At 44.2% G+C, this 16,627-nt stretch carries 15 protein-coding genes; 7 read left to right on the top strand and 8 right to left on the bottom strand.

All coding sequences use genetic code 11. The annotated features are described in order from the left end of the window. Window positions 1-73 precede the first annotated feature (73 nt). A complete protein-coding gene (locus ACTHQF_RS11040) occupies window positions 74-1,042 on the bottom strand; it encodes a YihY/virulence factor BrkB family protein (RefSeq protein WP_440430273.1) in 969 nt (322 codons plus the stop codon). 178 nt (window positions 1,043-1,220) lie between these two features. Here ACTHQF_RS11040 and ACTHQF_RS11045 point away from each other — a divergent pair, with 178 nt between their 5' ends. Next, a complete protein-coding gene (locus ACTHQF_RS11045) occupies window positions 1,221-1,658 on the top strand; it encodes a DoxX family protein (protein WP_440430274.1) in 438 nt (145 codons plus the stop codon). On the opposite strand, the gene ACTHQF_RS11050 is transcribed toward ACTHQF_RS11045, so the two are convergent. Beyond that, window positions 1,655-1,879 (bottom strand): hypothetical protein, encoded by a 225-nt coding sequence (locus ACTHQF_RS11050; protein WP_440430275.1) that lies wholly within the window; start codon window positions 1,877-1,879, stop codon window positions 1,655-1,657. The genes ACTHQF_RS11045 and ACTHQF_RS11050 overlap by 4 nt on opposite strands. A 104-nt stretch (window positions 1,880-1,983) precedes the next feature. Here ACTHQF_RS11050 and ACTHQF_RS11055 point away from each other — a divergent pair, with 104 nt between their 5' ends. The 5 genes from ACTHQF_RS11055 to ACTHQF_RS11075 all read left to right on the top strand — a co-directional run bounded on the left by ACTHQF_RS11055 (window position 1,984) and on the right by ACTHQF_RS11075 (window position 9,459). After that, window positions 1,984-2,586, top strand: a complete 603-nt coding sequence (locus ACTHQF_RS11055) for an LEA type 2 family protein (protein ID WP_440430276.1) — start codon at window positions 1,984-1,986, stop codon at window positions 2,584-2,586. Window positions 2,587-2,658: 72 nt separating this feature from the next. Further along, window positions 2,659-5,112 carry a PIG-L family deacetylase gene (locus tag ACTHQF_RS11060; protein WP_440430277.1) on the top strand — a complete coding sequence of 818 codons (2,454 nt, stop codon included), beginning with the start codon at window positions 2,659-2,661 and terminating at the stop codon, window positions 5,110-5,112. Between the two features lie 145 nt (window positions 5,113-5,257). After that, a complete protein-coding gene (locus ACTHQF_RS11065; protein ID WP_440430278.1) occupies window positions 5,258-6,961 on the top strand; it encodes a sodium:solute symporter in 1,704 nt (567 codons plus the stop codon). A 111-nt stretch (window positions 6,962-7,072) separates the two neighbouring features. Next, window positions 7,073-7,867, top strand: a complete 795-nt coding sequence (locus ACTHQF_RS11070; RefSeq protein WP_440430279.1) for a TerC family protein — start codon at window positions 7,073-7,075, stop codon at window positions 7,865-7,867. Window positions 7,868-7,917: 50 nt separating this feature from the next. Next, window positions 7,918-9,459 (top strand): L,D-transpeptidase family protein, encoded by a 1,542-nt coding sequence (locus ACTHQF_RS11075; protein WP_440430280.1) that lies wholly within the window; start codon window positions 7,918-7,920, stop codon window positions 9,457-9,459. Here the strand turns inward: ACTHQF_RS11075 and ACTHQF_RS11080 are convergent. Beyond that, complete coding sequence (locus ACTHQF_RS11080; protein ID WP_440430281.1) at window positions 9,424-10,266, bottom strand: murein L,D-transpeptidase catalytic domain family protein; 843 nt, start codon at window positions 10,264-10,266, stop codon at window positions 9,424-9,426. The genes ACTHQF_RS11075 and ACTHQF_RS11080 overlap by 36 nt on opposite strands. A 313-nt stretch (window positions 10,267-10,579) precedes the next feature. On the opposite strand from ACTHQF_RS11080, the gene ACTHQF_RS11085 reads away from it, so the two are divergent. Next, complete coding sequence (locus ACTHQF_RS11085; protein ID WP_440430282.1) at window positions 10,580-12,838, top strand: TonB-dependent receptor; 2,259 nt, start codon at window positions 10,580-10,582, stop codon at window positions 12,836-12,838. Between the two features lie 109 nt (window positions 12,839-12,947). Here the strand turns inward: ACTHQF_RS11085 and ACTHQF_RS11090 are convergent, their stop codons facing one another. The 5 genes from ACTHQF_RS11090 to ACTHQF_RS11110 all read right to left on the bottom strand — a co-directional run bounded on the left by ACTHQF_RS11090 (window position 12,948) and on the right by ACTHQF_RS11110 (window position 16,626). Then, entirely contained in the window at window positions 12,948-13,172 is a 225-nt protein-coding gene (locus tag ACTHQF_RS11090) for a hypothetical protein (protein ID WP_440430283.1), read from the bottom strand. 84 nt (window positions 13,173-13,256) lie between these two features. After that, a complete protein-coding gene (locus ACTHQF_RS11095) occupies window positions 13,257-14,630 on the bottom strand; it encodes an NAD-dependent succinate-semialdehyde dehydrogenase (RefSeq protein WP_440430284.1) in 1,374 nt (457 codons plus the stop codon). 124 nt (window positions 14,631-14,754) lie between these two features. Continuing rightward, complete coding sequence (locus ACTHQF_RS11100; RefSeq protein ID WP_440430285.1) at window positions 14,755-15,462, bottom strand: hypothetical protein; 708 nt, start codon at window positions 15,460-15,462, stop codon at window positions 14,755-14,757. Next, window positions 15,459-15,842: a GntR family transcriptional regulator gene (locus ACTHQF_RS11105; RefSeq protein ID WP_440430286.1), complete on the bottom strand. Its 384-nt coding sequence runs from the start codon at window positions 15,840-15,842 to the stop codon at window positions 15,459-15,461. Before ACTHQF_RS11105 ends, ACTHQF_RS11100 begins: the two co-directional genes overlap by 4 nt. Before the next feature lies 1 nt (window position 15,843). Then, window positions 15,844-16,626 carry a hypothetical protein gene (locus ACTHQF_RS11110; protein WP_440430287.1) on the bottom strand — a complete coding sequence of 261 codons (783 nt, stop codon included), beginning with the start codon at window positions 16,624-16,626 and terminating at the stop codon, window positions 15,844-15,846. Window position 16,627 lies beyond the last annotated feature (1 nt).

A 16,627-nucleotide genomic window follows, 5' to 3' on the forward strand; every position in this document is an offset into this window, starting at 1 on the left:
CGATTAACGTCTTTATTAAGAGCGTTAATTAGATGACGGGGAGATTTGCGAAAGCAATCTCCCCGTTTTTGTTTTATCTTTTTTCCTGTTCTTTAACCGTCGTAGGTTTGCCATCATTGGCCTGAACCGGAGCATCGCCCGTTTCAACCTCCACCTGCCGCGTTGTTACTGCGTAGTGGTTCGGATGGATTGGTGAACCAAAATCCATAGCATAGGCCTTGGTAAACTCTGCGCCAAAGTAAAGGATGATTGACGAATAATAGGTCCATAGGAGTAGTACAACCAAGGAGCCGGCAGCGCCATAGGTACTTCCGACGTTACTCTTGCTGATGTAGAACGAGATCCCGAACTTACCGATCATGAACAGCACCGCTGTCACAACAGACCCCAATGCTACATCCCGCCATTTGATTTTTGCATCCGGCAAGACTTTAAAGATAACACCGAAGATGAATGAGATTACCACCAGTGTTATGATCTGACCTAGTACGTTCACAACAATTACCGAGGTGTCCTCGAAATTTCGGAACAGCCGGTCACTTAAACCTTCAATCGCCCAGGTAACACCAAGGGAAACCAGCAGGATGAAAACCAGGCTTACGATAACGGAGAACGACAGAAAGCGGTTAAGCAGCATCTTTACCAGACCCAACTTTGGTTTTGGCTTTAAACCCCAAATCGTATTGATGGAATCCTGGATCTCTGCAAATACAGTCGTAGCACCCACCAATAATGTCACGGCACCAATAATTATAGCAATCGTACTTCCACCACTAATCGCCGCATTTTTGATGATGTCCTGCAGGGACTTCGCGGTGTCTGCACCCATGAAGCCTTCCAACTGCTGATAAACTTCTCCTTCGATGGCCTCTCTGCCTAAAAACACGCCGCAGATCGAGATGATTAAAATGAGCAATGGACCCATTGAGAATACCGTGTAGTAGGCTAATGATGCGCTGAGTTTGGTGACCTTATCGTCTGAGAAACCAGCAAAGGAGTCTTTTAAAAGCTTCCATATGTCTTTAAACTTCATTTTTTTCATAGTTTGCCTTTTAGATTGTTTATGGAACAATGTTGTAACCTTTTAGTTTTTCCTGGCCTTGATTCTTCCAATCTGAGCTTAGCATCTTCTATTCAGGACAGCTGTTGGCTTGATTGTTTAAGAATGTTCTTAAAAAAATAAAATCTTATATTTACAGTTATACTTTAAAGCCTGAACGATGAAAAGAACATTCAACACAACGCTTAATCACACTGCTGTGAATCTTGGACTTCTTGTTTTGCGAATTGGTATTGCCTGTTTCATGCTCACCCATGGATGGCCAAAACTGATGAAACTATTGGGAGGCGGCGAAATTCAATTTCTAGATCCCTTTGGCCTTGGTGCTACGCCTTCTTTTATCCTGGCGATTTTTGCTGAAGTGCTGTGTTCGATCCTAATTCTGTTGGGCCTGGCTACCAGGTGGGCAGCCATTCCGCTAATAATTACCATGTTGGTGGCAATATTTGTAGCACATGCTACTGATGGCTTTCAGAGACAGGAATTACCGGCACATTATGTCCTGGTGTATTGCTTCCTGCTACTTGTAGGTCCAGGAAAGTATAGTCTGGATTATTTTATCAGCAGGAAAATGAGCAGGAGGTACAGAAGTTTCTAAGCTCTTAACTTGAGCTCAAACTCAATAAGCTTCCCAATCTCATCAATGTTAAAGTCGGCAAAGGGCGGTGCAAAGTCACCGGTACTCCATTGTCCTTTGGAACCCATAAAGAAGGGACAGTTATCACCATCCTTGTAAATTTCATAGGCATTAGGTGTCCCCTTCATTTCTGAAACGTCGTAGGTTGTACCTTTAGCTGTTGTAATTGCAAAAGACTTCATGAGACTGCTTTCTTACTTAACGGTTTAAGACCTTCAATGTTTTATGTGGTCCATTAAATGCATTTCACTATTATTACCGTTATAATAGTACCTAAAGAAAAATAATGAGAAAAATCCTATTTGTTTGCATGACCTTTTTGATTGTATGTGGTTGCGGCGTAAATAAGCAAGCACAGCAAATTGCGGCCTTGGAAAAATGCAGCTATAAACTACTTTCTGCTGAGCAGATCACCGTCGGTGGCACTGATGTCAGCAATCTGGTGAACATGGAGAAACTGAACGTGGCCAGTCTTCCAGGCCTCGCTCTGGGCTTGCTTACGCAAGATGTGCCACTAAAAGCCAAACTCAACCTGGAGATAAAAAATCCTACATCAACTGCTGCTGCGATCAATAACTTTGAATATCAGGTTTTGATCAATAATCAGGAGCTTGCTACAGGGTTGGTGGACCAGCTTGTAGATGTACAACCAGGTGGAACAACGGTTGTGCCTGTCAACATCAACCTGAATGCCTACCGATTTATATCGAACAAGCAGGTTATGCAGGATATTGCCAAGCTCTTGCAGTCCGATTCTGGTGCTACGGAGACTAAGGGTTTGTTAACGGTGAAAATAAAACCGAGCATTAAGGTTGCAGGTGCATTGGTGAAATATCCCGGGTTCTTCACAATAAATAAAGAAATTACCCGAAAAATGCTATTCAAATAACCGCCCATCACCTTTCACTTGAAGTTTTAATATTTACTTGAAGTCCTAAGCAAACCTGCGATTAAACGACATATGAAATTAAAAACGCTTCCCATTTACCTTATTCTACTTTTTCCATTTTGCCTGTATGCGCAGTCACAGCGCTCCCTGAATGCGGCCGAGATTAAGCAGGGCCTTGAAGGTTTAAATGTAACCGGGCGAGTATTGTACATTGCCGCTCATCCGGACGATGAGAACACCAGGCTTTTGGCATTCCTCGCTAAAGGGATGAAATTCAAAACAGCTTACCTTTCACTCACCAGGGGTGACGGGGGGCAGAACTTAATCGGTACCGAGCAGGCTGATCTGCTTGGACTGCTGCGTACACAGGAGTTGCTGGCTGCAAGAAGAATAGATGGTGCGGAGCAATTTTTCAGCCGGGCGAATGACTTTGGATTCTCAAAGACTTCCGAGGAAGCTCTGGCTTTTTGGGGTGAGCAAAAAATTCTTGCTGATGTTGTCTGGGTGATTCGAAAATTTCAGCCAGACGTGATCATCACCCGTTTTCCCGGCGATGCCCGGGCCGGCCATGGCGCGCATGCGGCTTCCGCAATCCTTGCCGAAAAAGCGTTCAGCCTTGCTGCCGATCCAAAGCAGTTTCCGGAGCAGCTTGCTTATGTGAAGCCCTGGAAAACCAAGCGCATTGTCTGGAATACCTTCAACTTTGGCGGTAACAACACGACCTCAGATGAGCAACTGAAGCTGGATGTTGGTCAATATAACACCTTGCTTGGTCAAAGTTTCGGCGAGATCGCCGCGGAAAGCAGGTCAAGCCACCGAAGCCAGGGATTTGGCTCCATGAAACAGCGCGGGTCTGCAATGGAGTACTTCGAGCATCTGGCAGGTACACCAGCGAAAAAGGATCTTTTTGAAGATGTTAATAGTGCCTTAAGCAGATACCCCGGCATGCAGCAGGTGCAGGTACTGCTTGATGATATCAATCAGACTTATCAGGTTAATGCGCCATATAAGTCACTCGATAAGCTGCTTAAGCTGAGAGCGCTAAGTCGCAATTTGCCCTTTGAACATTCAAAATTAAATGAGTTGATCTTGGCTTGTGCGGGTATTTGGGTAGAAGCGGTGGCCAGGGCCCCTGTGTATGCGCTATCAGAACAGGTTACCATGCAACTGGAGGCATTGTCCAGGCTGCCTGCTGAATTCCCAGCCCAGGTTCAGCTGATCATTGACGATGAAAAGCCTGTGGCGCTACCAGCAGGCCAGCTGCAGCGGATAAACCGTACCTTAAAGACTGCGGCTGCCGAAATTACGCAACCGTACTGGCTCAGCAATCCGCACGGTATCGGTTCCTATGAATTTTCCGGTGTAGATAATCTTGCTGCACCAGAAAGTAAGGCGCTCTCACCAGGTAAAATCGAAATCAGCATCAATGGCACGCGGATCCCTGTAGAGCGTGCATTAATCTATAAATATGCAAACCCGGCAATTGGGGAAATCTATCAGCCGGTCGTTGTTGCACCACCAATTACAGCAACATTAAAGGAGAAAGCTTACGTGTTCAACAACCAGGTTGCCAGGAAAATCGCAGTTTCTGTGAGAGGCTTTGCGCCGAACGCAAAAGGCCAGCTCAAGATTAAAGCACCGCTGGGCTGGACAATTTCACCCGCTATGATCGACATTAACCTGGAAGGCCGTGGATCTGAGGAGCAGTATGAACTTACCGTCAGCCCCAAAGCAGATGCAAAGCCGGGGATGTTACAGCTGGAAGTCAGCACCGCGGGAGCCACTTATCACCATGGCTTCCAGCAGATCGCTTATGAGCACATTCCAGTACAGACCTTATTCCCAGCTTCCGAGGCAAGGCTAGAGCAAGTGGATCTCAAGTTTGCGGGTAAAAATATCGGATACCTCCCCGGGGCGGGCGACCTCATCCCGCAGGCGTTGAAGCAAATTGGATATGAGGTAACCGTCCTGGAGCATAATTTATTGATGAATGGAGATCTTTCCAGATTTGATGCAATTGTAACAGGGGTAAGGCTCTATAACATCAATGAGGACATGCCTGCAATCCAAGCTAAACTATTAAACTATGTTAATAATGGGGGCACCCTGGTACAGCAATACAATGTTAATGCACCATTGAAGGTCAACCAGCTTGGGCCATATCCTTTTACAATAAGCCGCAACCGAGTTACAGAGGAAGATGCTATGGTGAACTTCCTGAAACCAGATCATGCTGTGCTTAACTTTCCAAATAAGATCACCTCAAGGGATTTTGAAGGCTGGGTACAGGAACGAGGAATCTATTTCGCCGACAATCTTGATCCAAAATATACGCCGATCTTGAGTATGAAAGACAAAGGTGAACAGTCTGCTTCCGGATCACTCATTGTGGCGGACTATGGAAAAGGTAAATATATTTACACTGGTTTAGTTTTCTACAGGGAATTACCTGCAGGTGTACCAGGAGCATACCGTTTATTTGTAAACTTACTATCAGCGGGTGCCTCGGACAAGCCGTCGAAGTAAAGAAGAAATGGAAAATCATGAACGACAATAAGGAAAGACAGGAACTACCCCCATTTGTGAAGACATGGAAGCAGTTCTATGCGCTACTCGTTTTATGGCTGGTGATGCTTATCCTTGGCTTTTACCTATTTACAATCTATTTTAGATGAGTTTATTAGACTGGTGCGTGTTATGTGGAACTTTGCTGGCAATTGTAGCCTATGGCGTGTACAAAAGCCGGGGCACTCAGAATATTGATGGCTATTTGCTCGGCAACCAGTCCCTTCCATGGTATAGTGTATGTTTATCGGTGATGGCTACACAGGCAAGTGCAATTACTTTTCTGTCCGCACCAGGACTCGCTTATTCATCAGGGATGAGTTTTGTGCAGTTCTATTTTGGATTGCCACTTGCAATGATCGTGCTCTGTATCACTTTCGTTCCAATTTTTCATCGCCTAAAAGTTTACACGGCATACGAATATTTGGAACAGCGTTTCGACCTAAATACGCGGGTGCTGACAGCGATTCTTTTCCTTATTCAAAGGGGGCTGTCAACCGGCATCACCATTTACGCTCCAGCGATAATCCTTTCCACTATCCTGAATATCAACACGGTGTATACAACGTTGTTCATCGGCATTGTTGTGGTTTGCTACACGGTTTATGGTGGTACAAAGGCGGTTTCCTATACACAGATGCTTCAGATGAGCATTATTTTCCTAGGCCTGTTCGCCGCTGGATATGTTGTGGTTTCGCTTTTGCCGGAAAACATCGGGTTTATAAAAGCCATCAGTATTGCCGGTAAAATGGGCAGGGCAAATGCCATTGACTTTAAGTTCGACTGGAACAATCAATATACCGTGTGGAGCGGGCTAATCGGTGGATTTTTCCTGCAGCTGTCTTATTTCGGTACCGATCAAAGCCAGGTAGGCCGATATCTTACCGGTTCATCCGTAGGCCAGAGCAGGCTAGGTTTACTTATGAATGGATTGGTGAAAATTCCTATGCAGTTCCTAATCCTGCTCATCGGCGTTCTGGTTTTTACATTCTACCAATACACCAAACCGCCAATCTTTTTCAACAGCTACGAGCTTAATAAACTGGAGAAAAGCGATCTAAAGCCAGCACTGGATGCTATATACACCCAGTACGATGCTGCCTTTTCAGCAAAACAGCATGCACTAGAAAAGCTGAATATAGCCCTCGATCAGGGTGATGAAGCAAGGATCGATGCCCTACGGCAGGAACTTCAGACTGCAGATACGGAGAGCAAATCACTGAAGAAGGCTGCGACCGACCTGATGCTCAAAAACGACAAAAACGCTGATGTTAATGATAACAACTACATTTTCCTGAGTTTCGTAACCCGGTACCTGCCACAAGGACTCATAGGCTTATTGATCGCAATCATTTTCTTAGCCTCCATGGGATCAACTGCCAGCGCCTTGAATTCCCTGGCTTCCACCAGTGTAATAGACGTTTACAAGCGTCTGATCAGAAAAGACAGATCAGACGACCAGTACTTGTCCGCATCACGCTGGGCTACAATATTCTGGGGCGTTATTTGTATCGTCATGGCGCTGTATGCGAGTAAAATTGGCAACCTGATCGAGGCGGTAAATATTCTCGGCTCATACGTCTACGGAACAGTGCTTGGGATTTTCCTGGTGGCATTCTATGTAAAGCAAGTTGATGGCAGATCGGTGTTTTTTGCTGCGCTGCTCGCCGAACTGCTCGTTTGTGTTACCGGATATTTCGATGTCATAGCCTATCTATGGCTCAATGTACTTGGATGCTTCCTTGTCGTCCTGCTTTCCTTGCTTATACAAGCCGCAGAAGGCGTAAAACCTGCAACTACCAAGTACTGAAGCTGATGCATTGTCATGTTGCAGATAATGGGCTTTATGGCTTAGTTCTTGCATATATTTCCTATATCTTCCGCTTTATTTATCACATAACATTAAAACAGCGTAGAAATAATGGACTTTTTGCATACCATTTTTGGCAACGACATTGAAGCGGGCTTACTCATCATCTTAAATCTTGTAATTATCGAAAGTCTGCTTTCCGTAGACAATGCAGCGGTATTGGCAACCATGGTCATGGATCTTCCAAAGGATCAAAGGGACAAAGCTTTAAGGTACGGCATCATTGGCGCCTATGTATTCCGTGGTATATGTCTGGTATTGGCTGCCTGGCTGGTAACCATTTGGTGGCTTAAACCCATAGGTGGTTTTTATCTGTTATATCTTGCCATCTCTTATTTCCTTAAAAAGATGAAGAAACAGAAAGAAGATCATCATCTTGAAGCAATTGATAAGAAACGGAACTGGTTCTACCGTTCTACCGTTGGTCTGGTTGGAAACTTTTGGGCAACTGTTGCCTTGGTAGAGCTTATGGACCTTGCTTTTTCTATAGATAACGTTTTCGCTGCTGTTGCCTTTACAGACAACATTTACCTGATCTATATCGGCGTTTTCATCGGTATTCTTGCCATGCGTTTCGTCGCACAAGGCTTTGTAAAACTGATGGAAAAGTTTTCCTTCCTGGAAACAGCTGCTTACATGGTCATCGGTGTTTTAGGTTTGAAGCTCTCAGCGTCCGTAATCACTCACTTTGCCGTGGGATCGCCCATTTCTAAGTTTCTCGAGAGTGAGCGTGCGGATCTCGCCGTATCCATCATCACAGTTGCAATTTTTGTTATTCCAATTATAAGTTCCATGCTGTTTAACTTCCCTAAACATAAAGCCGGCAGGCTGGATGAGGATTTTTAAACTTCATACTTGCAATCACAAAAATATTTTCTAACACACAAACATCACTTATGAATAAACTGAATTTTAACTTAAAGCGTATGTCCGCGGTATGCCTGGTGCTACTGGTCGCGACCATCGGATTTCAGTCTTGTAAAAAGACACGTTCCGACATCTCTAAAGCCCTTTATGGCGAAACTAAAAACAAAGCTTTTAAAGATCTGCAAAGCGACACCTTTGCTGTGGTACTCAAGAAAAGATTAGAAGCTAAACGCTCCACACTGAACAATCCAAAGCTGATTTCTGCTTTTTATGAAAGAAATGATTACGAACCGGTACTCGTACTCAAGCATTTGCCTGAAGGAAAATTAAAAGTCATTACCGAATACTTTAAAAATGCACCGGCACACGGACTTGATCCAGAGATGTTTAAGACGACTGCATTGACAGGTTTAATTGGAAAGCTGTATGATAAAGACGCCATCAAGTCGAAAGATGAAGCTTATGAAACCTTAGCGGATCTGGAGATTATGGCCGCAAATTCACTGATCAATTACAGTAATGCGATGCAGTTTGGAGCAATTAGCCCGAGGAAGATCTACGCCCGGTATTATACAGAAACCAAGCGTCCAGACAGTACTTCAATGCAGCAGGTATTTACGCTCACAGATTTGAAGAGCTATCTAGACAGTATTCAGCCTAAAGATCCTCAATATCTGGCGTTGCAAAAGGCACTATCAAGCGGGTTCAAAGATCCTAAAATGTCTGCAGAAGAAACCCAACGGGTACTTGCCGTTAACCTTGAACGTTTACGCTGGAAGAATAAGCCGACTGAAGATAAATACGTGCTCGTGAACATTGCCGACTACCGCTTGGACGTCATGGAAAAGGGCAAATCTATAATGAACATGAAAGTTGTCGTAGGTGAGGGTAGGAATAAAACTTTCACAGACAACCTGGCAACCTATGATGAACACGATCTTAAGAAAGACAGACCATTCAGTCGTGAAACCCCGCAATTAAATAGCTTGATCCACAGTGTACAGGTTAATCCTGTCTGGAACATTCCGCAAAGTATTGCAACAAATGAAATCACTAAAAGTGCAGCAGCAGATCCGTACTATCTTTCAAACAACAATATTGATGTGTACAAAGATGGAAAGATCATTGAAGACACAGAAACGATCGACTGGTCTGCTCCAGATGCGGGAAAGGTATATGCCTTTAAACAGCGTCCGGGACTAGACAATGCACTTGGTAAAATTAAGTTCCTGTTCAAGAACCAAAGTAGCGTGTATTTGCATGATACACCGGCAAAGGCTGGCTTTACAAGAGCGGAACGCGCACTTAGCCACGGTTGTGTACGTGTGGAGAAACCATTGGATCTGGCCTATGCATTATTTGGCGATGGACAAAAGTTCGACCTGATCAAAAAGAACATGGAGTCAAATAATCCAGAAGCAACTGACCTGGCATTGCCAAAGAAAATTCCGGTGTATCTTACCTATTTCACAGCCTGGGCCGATCCAAGTGGGGCACTACAGTTCAGAAAGGACGTCTACGGACTCGATATTGTATTATATACCCACCTGCAGCGACTTAGCGGGAAGTAGTTCCTGTGCTTGAACAGGGATATCAACACTATTAAAAGCGAATGCGGCAGCTAAATGATTGTCGAGATACTTAGAAGTATAATGCTGGTCAGCACCATTGATAAACAACACAGTTTTACCCTCAATGGTGTTGATTAGCTTATCTGATAACTCCGGAGCAACCGCTGGGCAACCCAAACTACGTCCTAAACGGCCCAATGCGTTGATCGTACCCTGACTAACGTAATCGGCACCATGTACCACAATGGCACGTCTGCGTGCATTATCATTGTAGCCGTTGTCCATACCATCCAGACGTAAAGAACGTCCATGTTTACCATAGTATACTTCACCGGTTATGTAAAATCCAAGGCTACTTTGGTTTGATGAATTCACGTTCGAGAACCTTGTTGCTCTATCGTCACCGGTATTCTTTCCATGGGCAACCCAAGTGTTCAGCAGCAGCTCTTTCTTCTCCAGATCTATGACCCATAAGCGTTTGGTGCTACTCACCTGATTCATGTCTGCAATACTGATGATAGACTTCTCAGCTGATAACTTTCCAGCATTTTTAAGATTGTAAAATCCAGTTACGGCTTTCTCAAAAACCATTTGGTCCAGACCAGTAGCGGCTAAATTTGCAGCAAGATAAATATCGTTGAGGTATCTGTTATATGAAGAGTCGGCGGTGATTGCGGCCGGAGCTTCATTTACTTTAGTTGTAGCACTATTAACCGGTTGGCTTCCTGAACTTGGAATCCATCCGCTAATCATAACTGATAAAGTAACTAATAAAGATCCTGCGCCTGCTAAAATGTATTTTCTCATAGGTTTAAGTTTGGTTGGCTATGGGTAGATATACGATTGTTGAGGTAAGGTTCGAATCTATAAGCTTGAAGTTTTGTGGAAGGTGAGGCCAGGCGTGCCGGCGTTTGATATATCAAAGATAAGTATTCTATCATCTTTATTACAAATGAAATCTCCCTTTTACCTTCTTGTGACTTTCCTAGAATCAATCTAAACTACCAAAGACTCAGTAAATAGGTATTAAAGCCATTACAATCACACATAATGCACTTTATAGATTGCCTGTATTCATCAGCTTTCTATTTTTGCATCAAATTTCAATTGAACATTCTGAATGAAGAAACTTTTACTCCCTGCTTTACTACTGCTTAGTCAACTATCTTACGCTCAAAAACAAGAAATTTCTGGAAAACTCGTTGACGCAAGAACCAGAATTGCGATCCAAGGTGCTACTGTTGAGCTCCTTGATAAAAGTGCAACGGACATCAGCGATGAACAGGGTGTATTTAGTATAAAAAGCAACGTTGGTCCCAATCAAATTGTCAAGATTACAGCATTCGGGTATGAAAGGCTGCAGATAAATGCAGCTGACCTCGCCAAAGGGCAACTATTCCTATTGGAACCTACCGCATTGCAGTTGCAGGATGTGGTTATTGCTGGTTACGCCGGTAATCCGTACAAAGCGATCAGCGAAACAGATATTCGCATGCGCGGCGTATCCAATTCTCAGGAAGTACTTCGACTGGTACCAGGGCTGTTTATTGGTCAGCATCAGGGCGGCGGTAAAGCCGAGCAAATCTTTTTAAGGGGCTTCGACAATGATCATGGAACCGACATCAGTTTACAGGTTGACGGTATGCCGATCAATATGGTATCCCACGCCCACGGACAGGGTTATAGCGACAGTCACTTTATTATTCCTGAAACCATTGGTAACACTACCTTCAAAAAGGGAAGCGCGGATGCTGAAAAGGGTAACCTTGTAACCTCCGGATTCGCAGAATTCCATACCCTGAACGCCTTAGACAAAAATACCTTTAGGGTAGAAGCCGGCCAGTTTAACACCTATCGTGCCTTGGGTATGCTGAACTTGCTGGGTAAAGATGCATTAGAGCATAATCATTCCTGGTATGCTGCTGGTGAATACCGGTATTCGGACAGCTATTTTGAACATTCACAGCGCTTCAAAAGGGCTAATTTTTTTACCAAATATCATGGTAAAATTTCCGATAACAGTACACTTTCTGCATCAGCCTCCACCTTTTACAGCGATTGGAAAGCTTCGGGTCAGATTCCCGATTATGCGGTAAATGATGGCACCATCGGGTTTTTTGGAGCACTTGACCCTAATGAAGGTGGTGTAACCTCCCGCTCCAATTTAAACGCAATCCTTTTAACCACGACGCCGGGAAACAACTTAGTTAAAAATCAGCTTTTCTACACCCGGTATGCACTTGATCTACATACAAATTTCACTTTCTTCCTTGAAGATCCGGTAAACGGCGATGAAATTAGACAACGTGAAGGCAGAGATTTATTTGGCTACCATGGTAGCTATACCCAAGACGATTATTTCGGAAAGCTGAAGTTGACTTCGCAACTGGGGCTTGACGTGAGGTTAGATGCCACCCAGAATTCTGAGCTATCGCATACCAGAAACAACAACATCTTATTGGACGCCATAAAACTTGGCGACATTACAGAACTGAATTCTGGCGTATTTCTGAGTGAAACACTTCGTTTTAATGAAAAATTCAGTCTCAATGCCGGGCTGCGGTTCGACCAGTTTTATTATCGTTATTACAACAAGCTTGATGAAGATCCGACATTAACTGGTGCAGGTGCGTACAAGGCACAGAACAACATTTTTAGTCCTAAATTCAGTTTCTATTATCAACCGACAGTAAGTACCCAGTTTTATGTAACCGCTGGAAAAGGCTTCCATTCCAATGATACCAGAGCAGTTGTGGCAGCTGAGGGACTTAAAACACTACCCGCGGCTTACACGACCGATTTAGGGACTGTACTCAAAATTTCGGATAAGTTACTGTTCAATGCAGCCATCTGGCAGATCCGACTGGATAACGAATATGTATATAGCGGCGACGGTGGCACGCTTGAATTCAGTGGCAAAACGCAGCGGTTGGGTTTTGACTTCTCCGCTCGCTATCAGCCGGTGCCTGCTATTTACCTGGATGCCGATTTGAATTATGCACATGGGCGATCCGTAGATGATCCTGAAGGTGAAAACTATATCCCGCTTGCACCAGTCTGGAGTAGCTCGGCTGGAATTACCTACATGAATAAATCGGGCTTTAACGGTAGTTTGCGCTACAGATATCTTGGCGATCGCCCTGCGAATGAAGACTACAGTCTTAGGGCTGATGGCTATTTCATTACAGACCTCGTGCTGAACTATACGACCAAGCGCTATGAAGTAGGTGTAACGGTAAACAATCTTTTTGATGTAAGGTGGAAAGAGACGCAGTTTGAAACTTTAACGAAGCTTAGGAACCGCGATGCGGTGAATAGTATTGCATTTACGCCGGGAACAAAGTTCGCTGCATTAGCACACTTTAGTTTGTTTTTCTAAAGGAGCTTTACTTCGACAGGGGGAAAGGAGAGACCAGGGCGTGCTGCAGCAATAAGGCTGCCTCAGCCCTGTATGTTTTTAAATCCAGTTCAAACAGATTTTGCTGCATTTAATTAGCAATAGTTAGTTTATTACTACTGCTCTTAAGGCTGTCGACGGTTGCTTTCAGTATGTTCATCGTCTCTTCCGGACTGTTTACAGGAAAAGTATATTGTTTCTTAGGTCTTGGTTGAACGTCAGGGGTCTTTAATCCGTCAGAAGCAGAGAAGATAAATGGAAATGCAACAATTATAACACCATAGGTAATCTGTTTTAAGTGTGGTAACGTTTTCATAGTATGCTGGTTTATAAATGATAAACCAAATTAAATGCCAAAAACATTTAGTTGCCATTTACAATAAAACCGGCATACTACCCTCTAAGCCATATAAACTGTTTTGATGTTCACAAATTCGTGAATACCAACCAAACCCAGCTCTCGTCCGTAACCCGAACCCTTGATGCCGCCGAAAGGCAAACGTGGATCTGATTTAACAAAGCTGTTCACAAAGCAGGATCCAGCCTGTAATTCCTCTTTTGCGATTTGTTCTGCACGTTCCATGTCACGACTGAATACTGCAGCACCAAGGCCGAATTTGGTATCATTGGCGATATAGATCGCTTCTTCCACACTTGCCGCCCTGATCATGGATGCTACAGGTCCAAAAGTCTCTTCTTCATAGGCTGGCATACCTTTTTTTACACCAGTTAAGATGGTTGGCGTATAAAAGGCATGGTTTCCTGCGTATTCCGGTATTTCACCACCAAGAATACATTCAGCACCTGCCTGAATATTCTTTTGTACTTCCTGATGCAGTTCATCCCTCAAGTCCTTTCTAGCCATTGGACCGAGCTGTGTACCTGCCTCCAATGGATTTCCCGTGATCCTGCTGGCCATCTTCACTTTGAAGATCGCTGTAAATTCATCGGCAATGCGCTCCAGCAATATAAATCGCTTGGCGGCAATGCAGCTTTGTCCGTTATTTATCAAACGGCTTTGCACACAGGTCTCCGCAGCGGCTTCAAGATCGGCGTCCTCAAGTACCAGGTAGGCATCGCTGCCGCCTAACTCCAGCACCGACTTCTTGAGCAGGCCAGCGGCTTGTTGTGCGACCTGCATGCCCGCTTCCGTGCTGCCGGTTAGGGTTACAGCACGTACCAGTGGGTGTTCAATCACTTTTTTTGTGGCCTTGCTGTCGATCAGTAAGGTTTGAAAGACATGCTCCGGAAAACCGGCCTCCAGAAGTACCTCCTCGATAGCGAGGGCACAGCCTGGAACGTTAGAGGCATGTTTTAACAATCCACAGTTACCCGCAATCAGGCCTGGCGCCAGGAAGCGGAAGACCTGCCAGAATGGAAAGTTCCAGGGCATAACGGCCAGTACAATTCCAAGCGGTTGATAAGCAATATAGCTTTTACGTGCTTCAGTTGGAACGAGCTGATCGGATAAATATTCCTCGCCATGCTGCGCATAGTATTCACAAACACCGGCACACTTCTCAATCTCACCTATGCCCTCTTTCAAGGGTTTACCCATCTCGAGTGCCATAAGCATGGCGAGTGCATCTTTACGCGTCCGCAATACTGCCGCAGCTTTCATCAGCAGATCTGCTTTTTGATGTAACGGCACCTGACGCCAGCTTCTCCAGGCTTCCTGCGCCTGTTTGATTTTGCTGTTTACTTCATTTTCGCTGTTTGCAGTATAAATCTGAATGATCTCACCGTTAACCGGGTTAATGGACTGTATAGACATAGGACCTGTTTTAAACAAAAAAACGGAGATATTTCGTCCGAAATACCCCCGTCTAAATTAACGCTCTCAGTTATATAGACGACATTTAAGTCGCATTATTGTATCAGGTGAAAAATAAAGAAAATTATTTCAGAATCTTCAATGCTGTCCCATTTAGTAGTACCGTAGCCTTTTCAGAAACGTTGTACGTAGCCTTCACGATCTCTGGGTTGTTCAAACCCAGGCCGCTTGCGCCAGGGATCGTAAAGTCTGCAACTTTGATCTTTGCATCCTTTTCTATGGTTAAGCCGGCACCACCTTCCTTATTACCGATGTTTGCTACTAAAGTATCTAACTGCACCTGCTCCAGGATCACCTCGCTCGTTTTACCCAGGTCAAGTTGTAAGCTGTTTTGTGTAAAACCTTTGATCAGCACCTGCGTTGCCGGATAAGATTTCTGGAACTTAAGCGGCACGTAAGGACTTGTTTTCAGGTGATCAATTTTGTTGAGCACGAGCACAAAACCCTCGTTCCGGAATGGAGCACCTTTTTTAGCATCTTCCGTGACTTCAAATTTTAATTTCCTTCCATTTTGAGTCCACTTTACATGTTCTTTAAACGATGCGCTGGTGTATAAACCTTCTTTTTCACCTTTTTCAATGGTTACCTGCATTTTATCTGCGTCTGCCAGTTCAATGTCTGTGACGCTTTTGATGGCAATGTATTCCATGCCGTAAAAACGGTTCCTCCAGTCGCCTTTGTTGTAAAAGGCCTTTTGAGTAAGGTTAAATGCAGTAAGTGCAATGACACTTGCCGCTACTGCAGCGATGATTAATATGGTGCTCACTTTCATGATTTCTTAGATTGATAATTTTCAGTTTTAAATTGTTCATAACGTTTCTCAAGTTCTTCCATCTTGATGTCCAGCAGATACATATTGCGGAACAGTTCGGGCAATTCCTGGCCTAAGAAGCGCTCCCTGCTATATAACTTAATTTTCTCGGCAGCATCGTCGGTGATGTAAAAACCAATCCCACGTTTATTATAAATCACTTCTTTATTTTGAAGAAATTCGTAAGCGCGGACCACCGTGTTAGGATTAACTTCAAGTTGTATGGCAAGTTCTCGTACAGATGGAATTTTCTCGTCCTTCGCCCATTTTGCGAGCAGGATATGCTCACTGATGTATGCTGCTATTTGCAGGTAAATCGCTTCATTTTCTCTAAATTCCATCTTACACCTCCCTTTCTTTAAGTTTGAAATACGCGCTTGTCCACAACATCAATGACATCACAATAATCAAGATCCAGGGATAGAATTCTGATCCCGGCGCTGGGTCCAGGGAAATGCCATTCTCACCTTCCATCATCCGGATGGAATCGAATGGAGGTGAAAATTGCGCCTGTCCACCAAAGATGATCTTAAGCAACGGCGCATTGATCAGTATAATACCGAGCACACTGCCAAAGAAGACGAAGCCGGTTTTGATAAAGTGAAGATTCCTGAAGAATATTGCCCCGAGAAAGAATACCGAATGGATAAAGGTAAAAATCATGAGTCCAGGGTAAAACTTAGAGTCTTCAACGGTAATGATGTTGACCACGTCGTTCTTTTGCACGGATGTCAGGTCGGCAATGCTTAATACCGCAAAGTCTACCAGGTAGAAGCACAAAGTATATAGCACTTGAAAAATCACATAAGAATAAATCCAGCCCACCAGGTAACGCTCCAGATTAGATACCGGTAAAGTAAACAGGGGAATGGACTTCTTTTTGTCGCCATAAGCACTGAAAACAATGCTGGTGAACATCGCTCCAGACAATATTTTAAATACAAGGTAGAAGGTTGCCTGTAGGTGAGGGCCCAGATAACCGTCATTTGCATAGGTTACAAAAGTCAAGAAGCTGCATAATATAGCAGCGAGCACGGCCAGTGAAAGCAGGTAGGTGCGGCCGTTTTCTTTGGTATGCTTAGATAGCAATAGGCCGAAGCGCTGTAGATCAAATGTGTTGTTCATG

This window comes from Pedobacter sp. SAFR-022, assembly GCF_051965375.1.
Taxonomy (GTDB): Bacteria; Bacteroidota; Bacteroidia; order Sphingobacteriales; family Sphingobacteriaceae; genus Pedobacter.

What these genes read in the sequence shown, in the direction of transcription:
- ACTHQF_RS11040 (WP_440430273.1), bottom strand. Translation starts at nt 1,042, where the DNA reads ATGAAAAAAATGAAGTTTAAAGACATATGGAAGCTTTTAAAAGACTCC.
- ACTHQF_RS11045 (WP_440430274.1), top strand. Translation starts at nt 1,221, where the DNA reads ATGAAAAGAACATTCAACACAACGCTTAATCACACTGCTGTGAATCTT.
- ACTHQF_RS11050 (WP_440430275.1), bottom strand. Translation starts at nt 1,879, where the DNA reads ATGAAGTCTTTTGCAATTACAACAGCTAAAGGTACAACCTACGACGTT.
- ACTHQF_RS11055 (WP_440430276.1), top strand. Translation starts at nt 1,984, where the DNA reads ATGAGAAAAATCCTATTTGTTTGCATGACCTTTTTGATTGTATGTGGT.
- ACTHQF_RS11060 (WP_440430277.1), top strand. Translation starts at nt 2,659, where the DNA reads ATGAAATTAAAAACGCTTCCCATTTACCTTATTCTACTTTTTCCATTT.
- ACTHQF_RS11065 (WP_440430278.1), top strand. Translation starts at nt 5,258, where the DNA reads ATGAGTTTATTAGACTGGTGCGTGTTATGTGGAACTTTGCTGGCAATT.
- ACTHQF_RS11070 (WP_440430279.1), top strand. Translation starts at nt 7,073, where the DNA reads ATGGACTTTTTGCATACCATTTTTGGCAACGACATTGAAGCGGGCTTA.
- ACTHQF_RS11075 (WP_440430280.1), top strand. Translation starts at nt 7,918, where the DNA reads ATGAATAAACTGAATTTTAACTTAAAGCGTATGTCCGCGGTATGCCTG.
- ACTHQF_RS11080 (WP_440430281.1), bottom strand. Translation starts at nt 10,266, where the DNA reads ATGAGAAAATACATTTTAGCAGGCGCAGGATCTTTATTAGTTACTTTA.
- ACTHQF_RS11085 (WP_440430282.1), top strand. Translation starts at nt 10,580, where the DNA reads ATGAAGAAACTTTTACTCCCTGCTTTACTACTGCTTAGTCAACTATCT.
- ACTHQF_RS11090 (WP_440430283.1), bottom strand. Translation starts at nt 13,172, where the DNA reads ATGAAAACGTTACCACACTTAAAACAGATTACCTATGGTGTTATAATT.
- ACTHQF_RS11095 (WP_440430284.1), bottom strand. Translation starts at nt 14,630, where the DNA reads ATGTCTATACAGTCCATTAACCCGGTTAACGGTGAGATCATTCAGATT.
- ACTHQF_RS11100 (WP_440430285.1), bottom strand. Translation starts at nt 15,462, where the DNA reads ATGAAAGTGAGCACCATATTAATCATCGCTGCAGTAGCGGCAAGTGTC.
- ACTHQF_RS11105 (WP_440430286.1), bottom strand. Translation starts at nt 15,842, where the DNA reads ATGGAATTTAGAGAAAATGAAGCGATTTACCTGCAAATAGCAGCATAC.
- ACTHQF_RS11110 (WP_440430287.1), bottom strand. Translation starts at nt 16,626, where the DNA reads ATGAACAACACATTTGATCTACAGCGCTTCGGCCTATTGCTATCTAAG.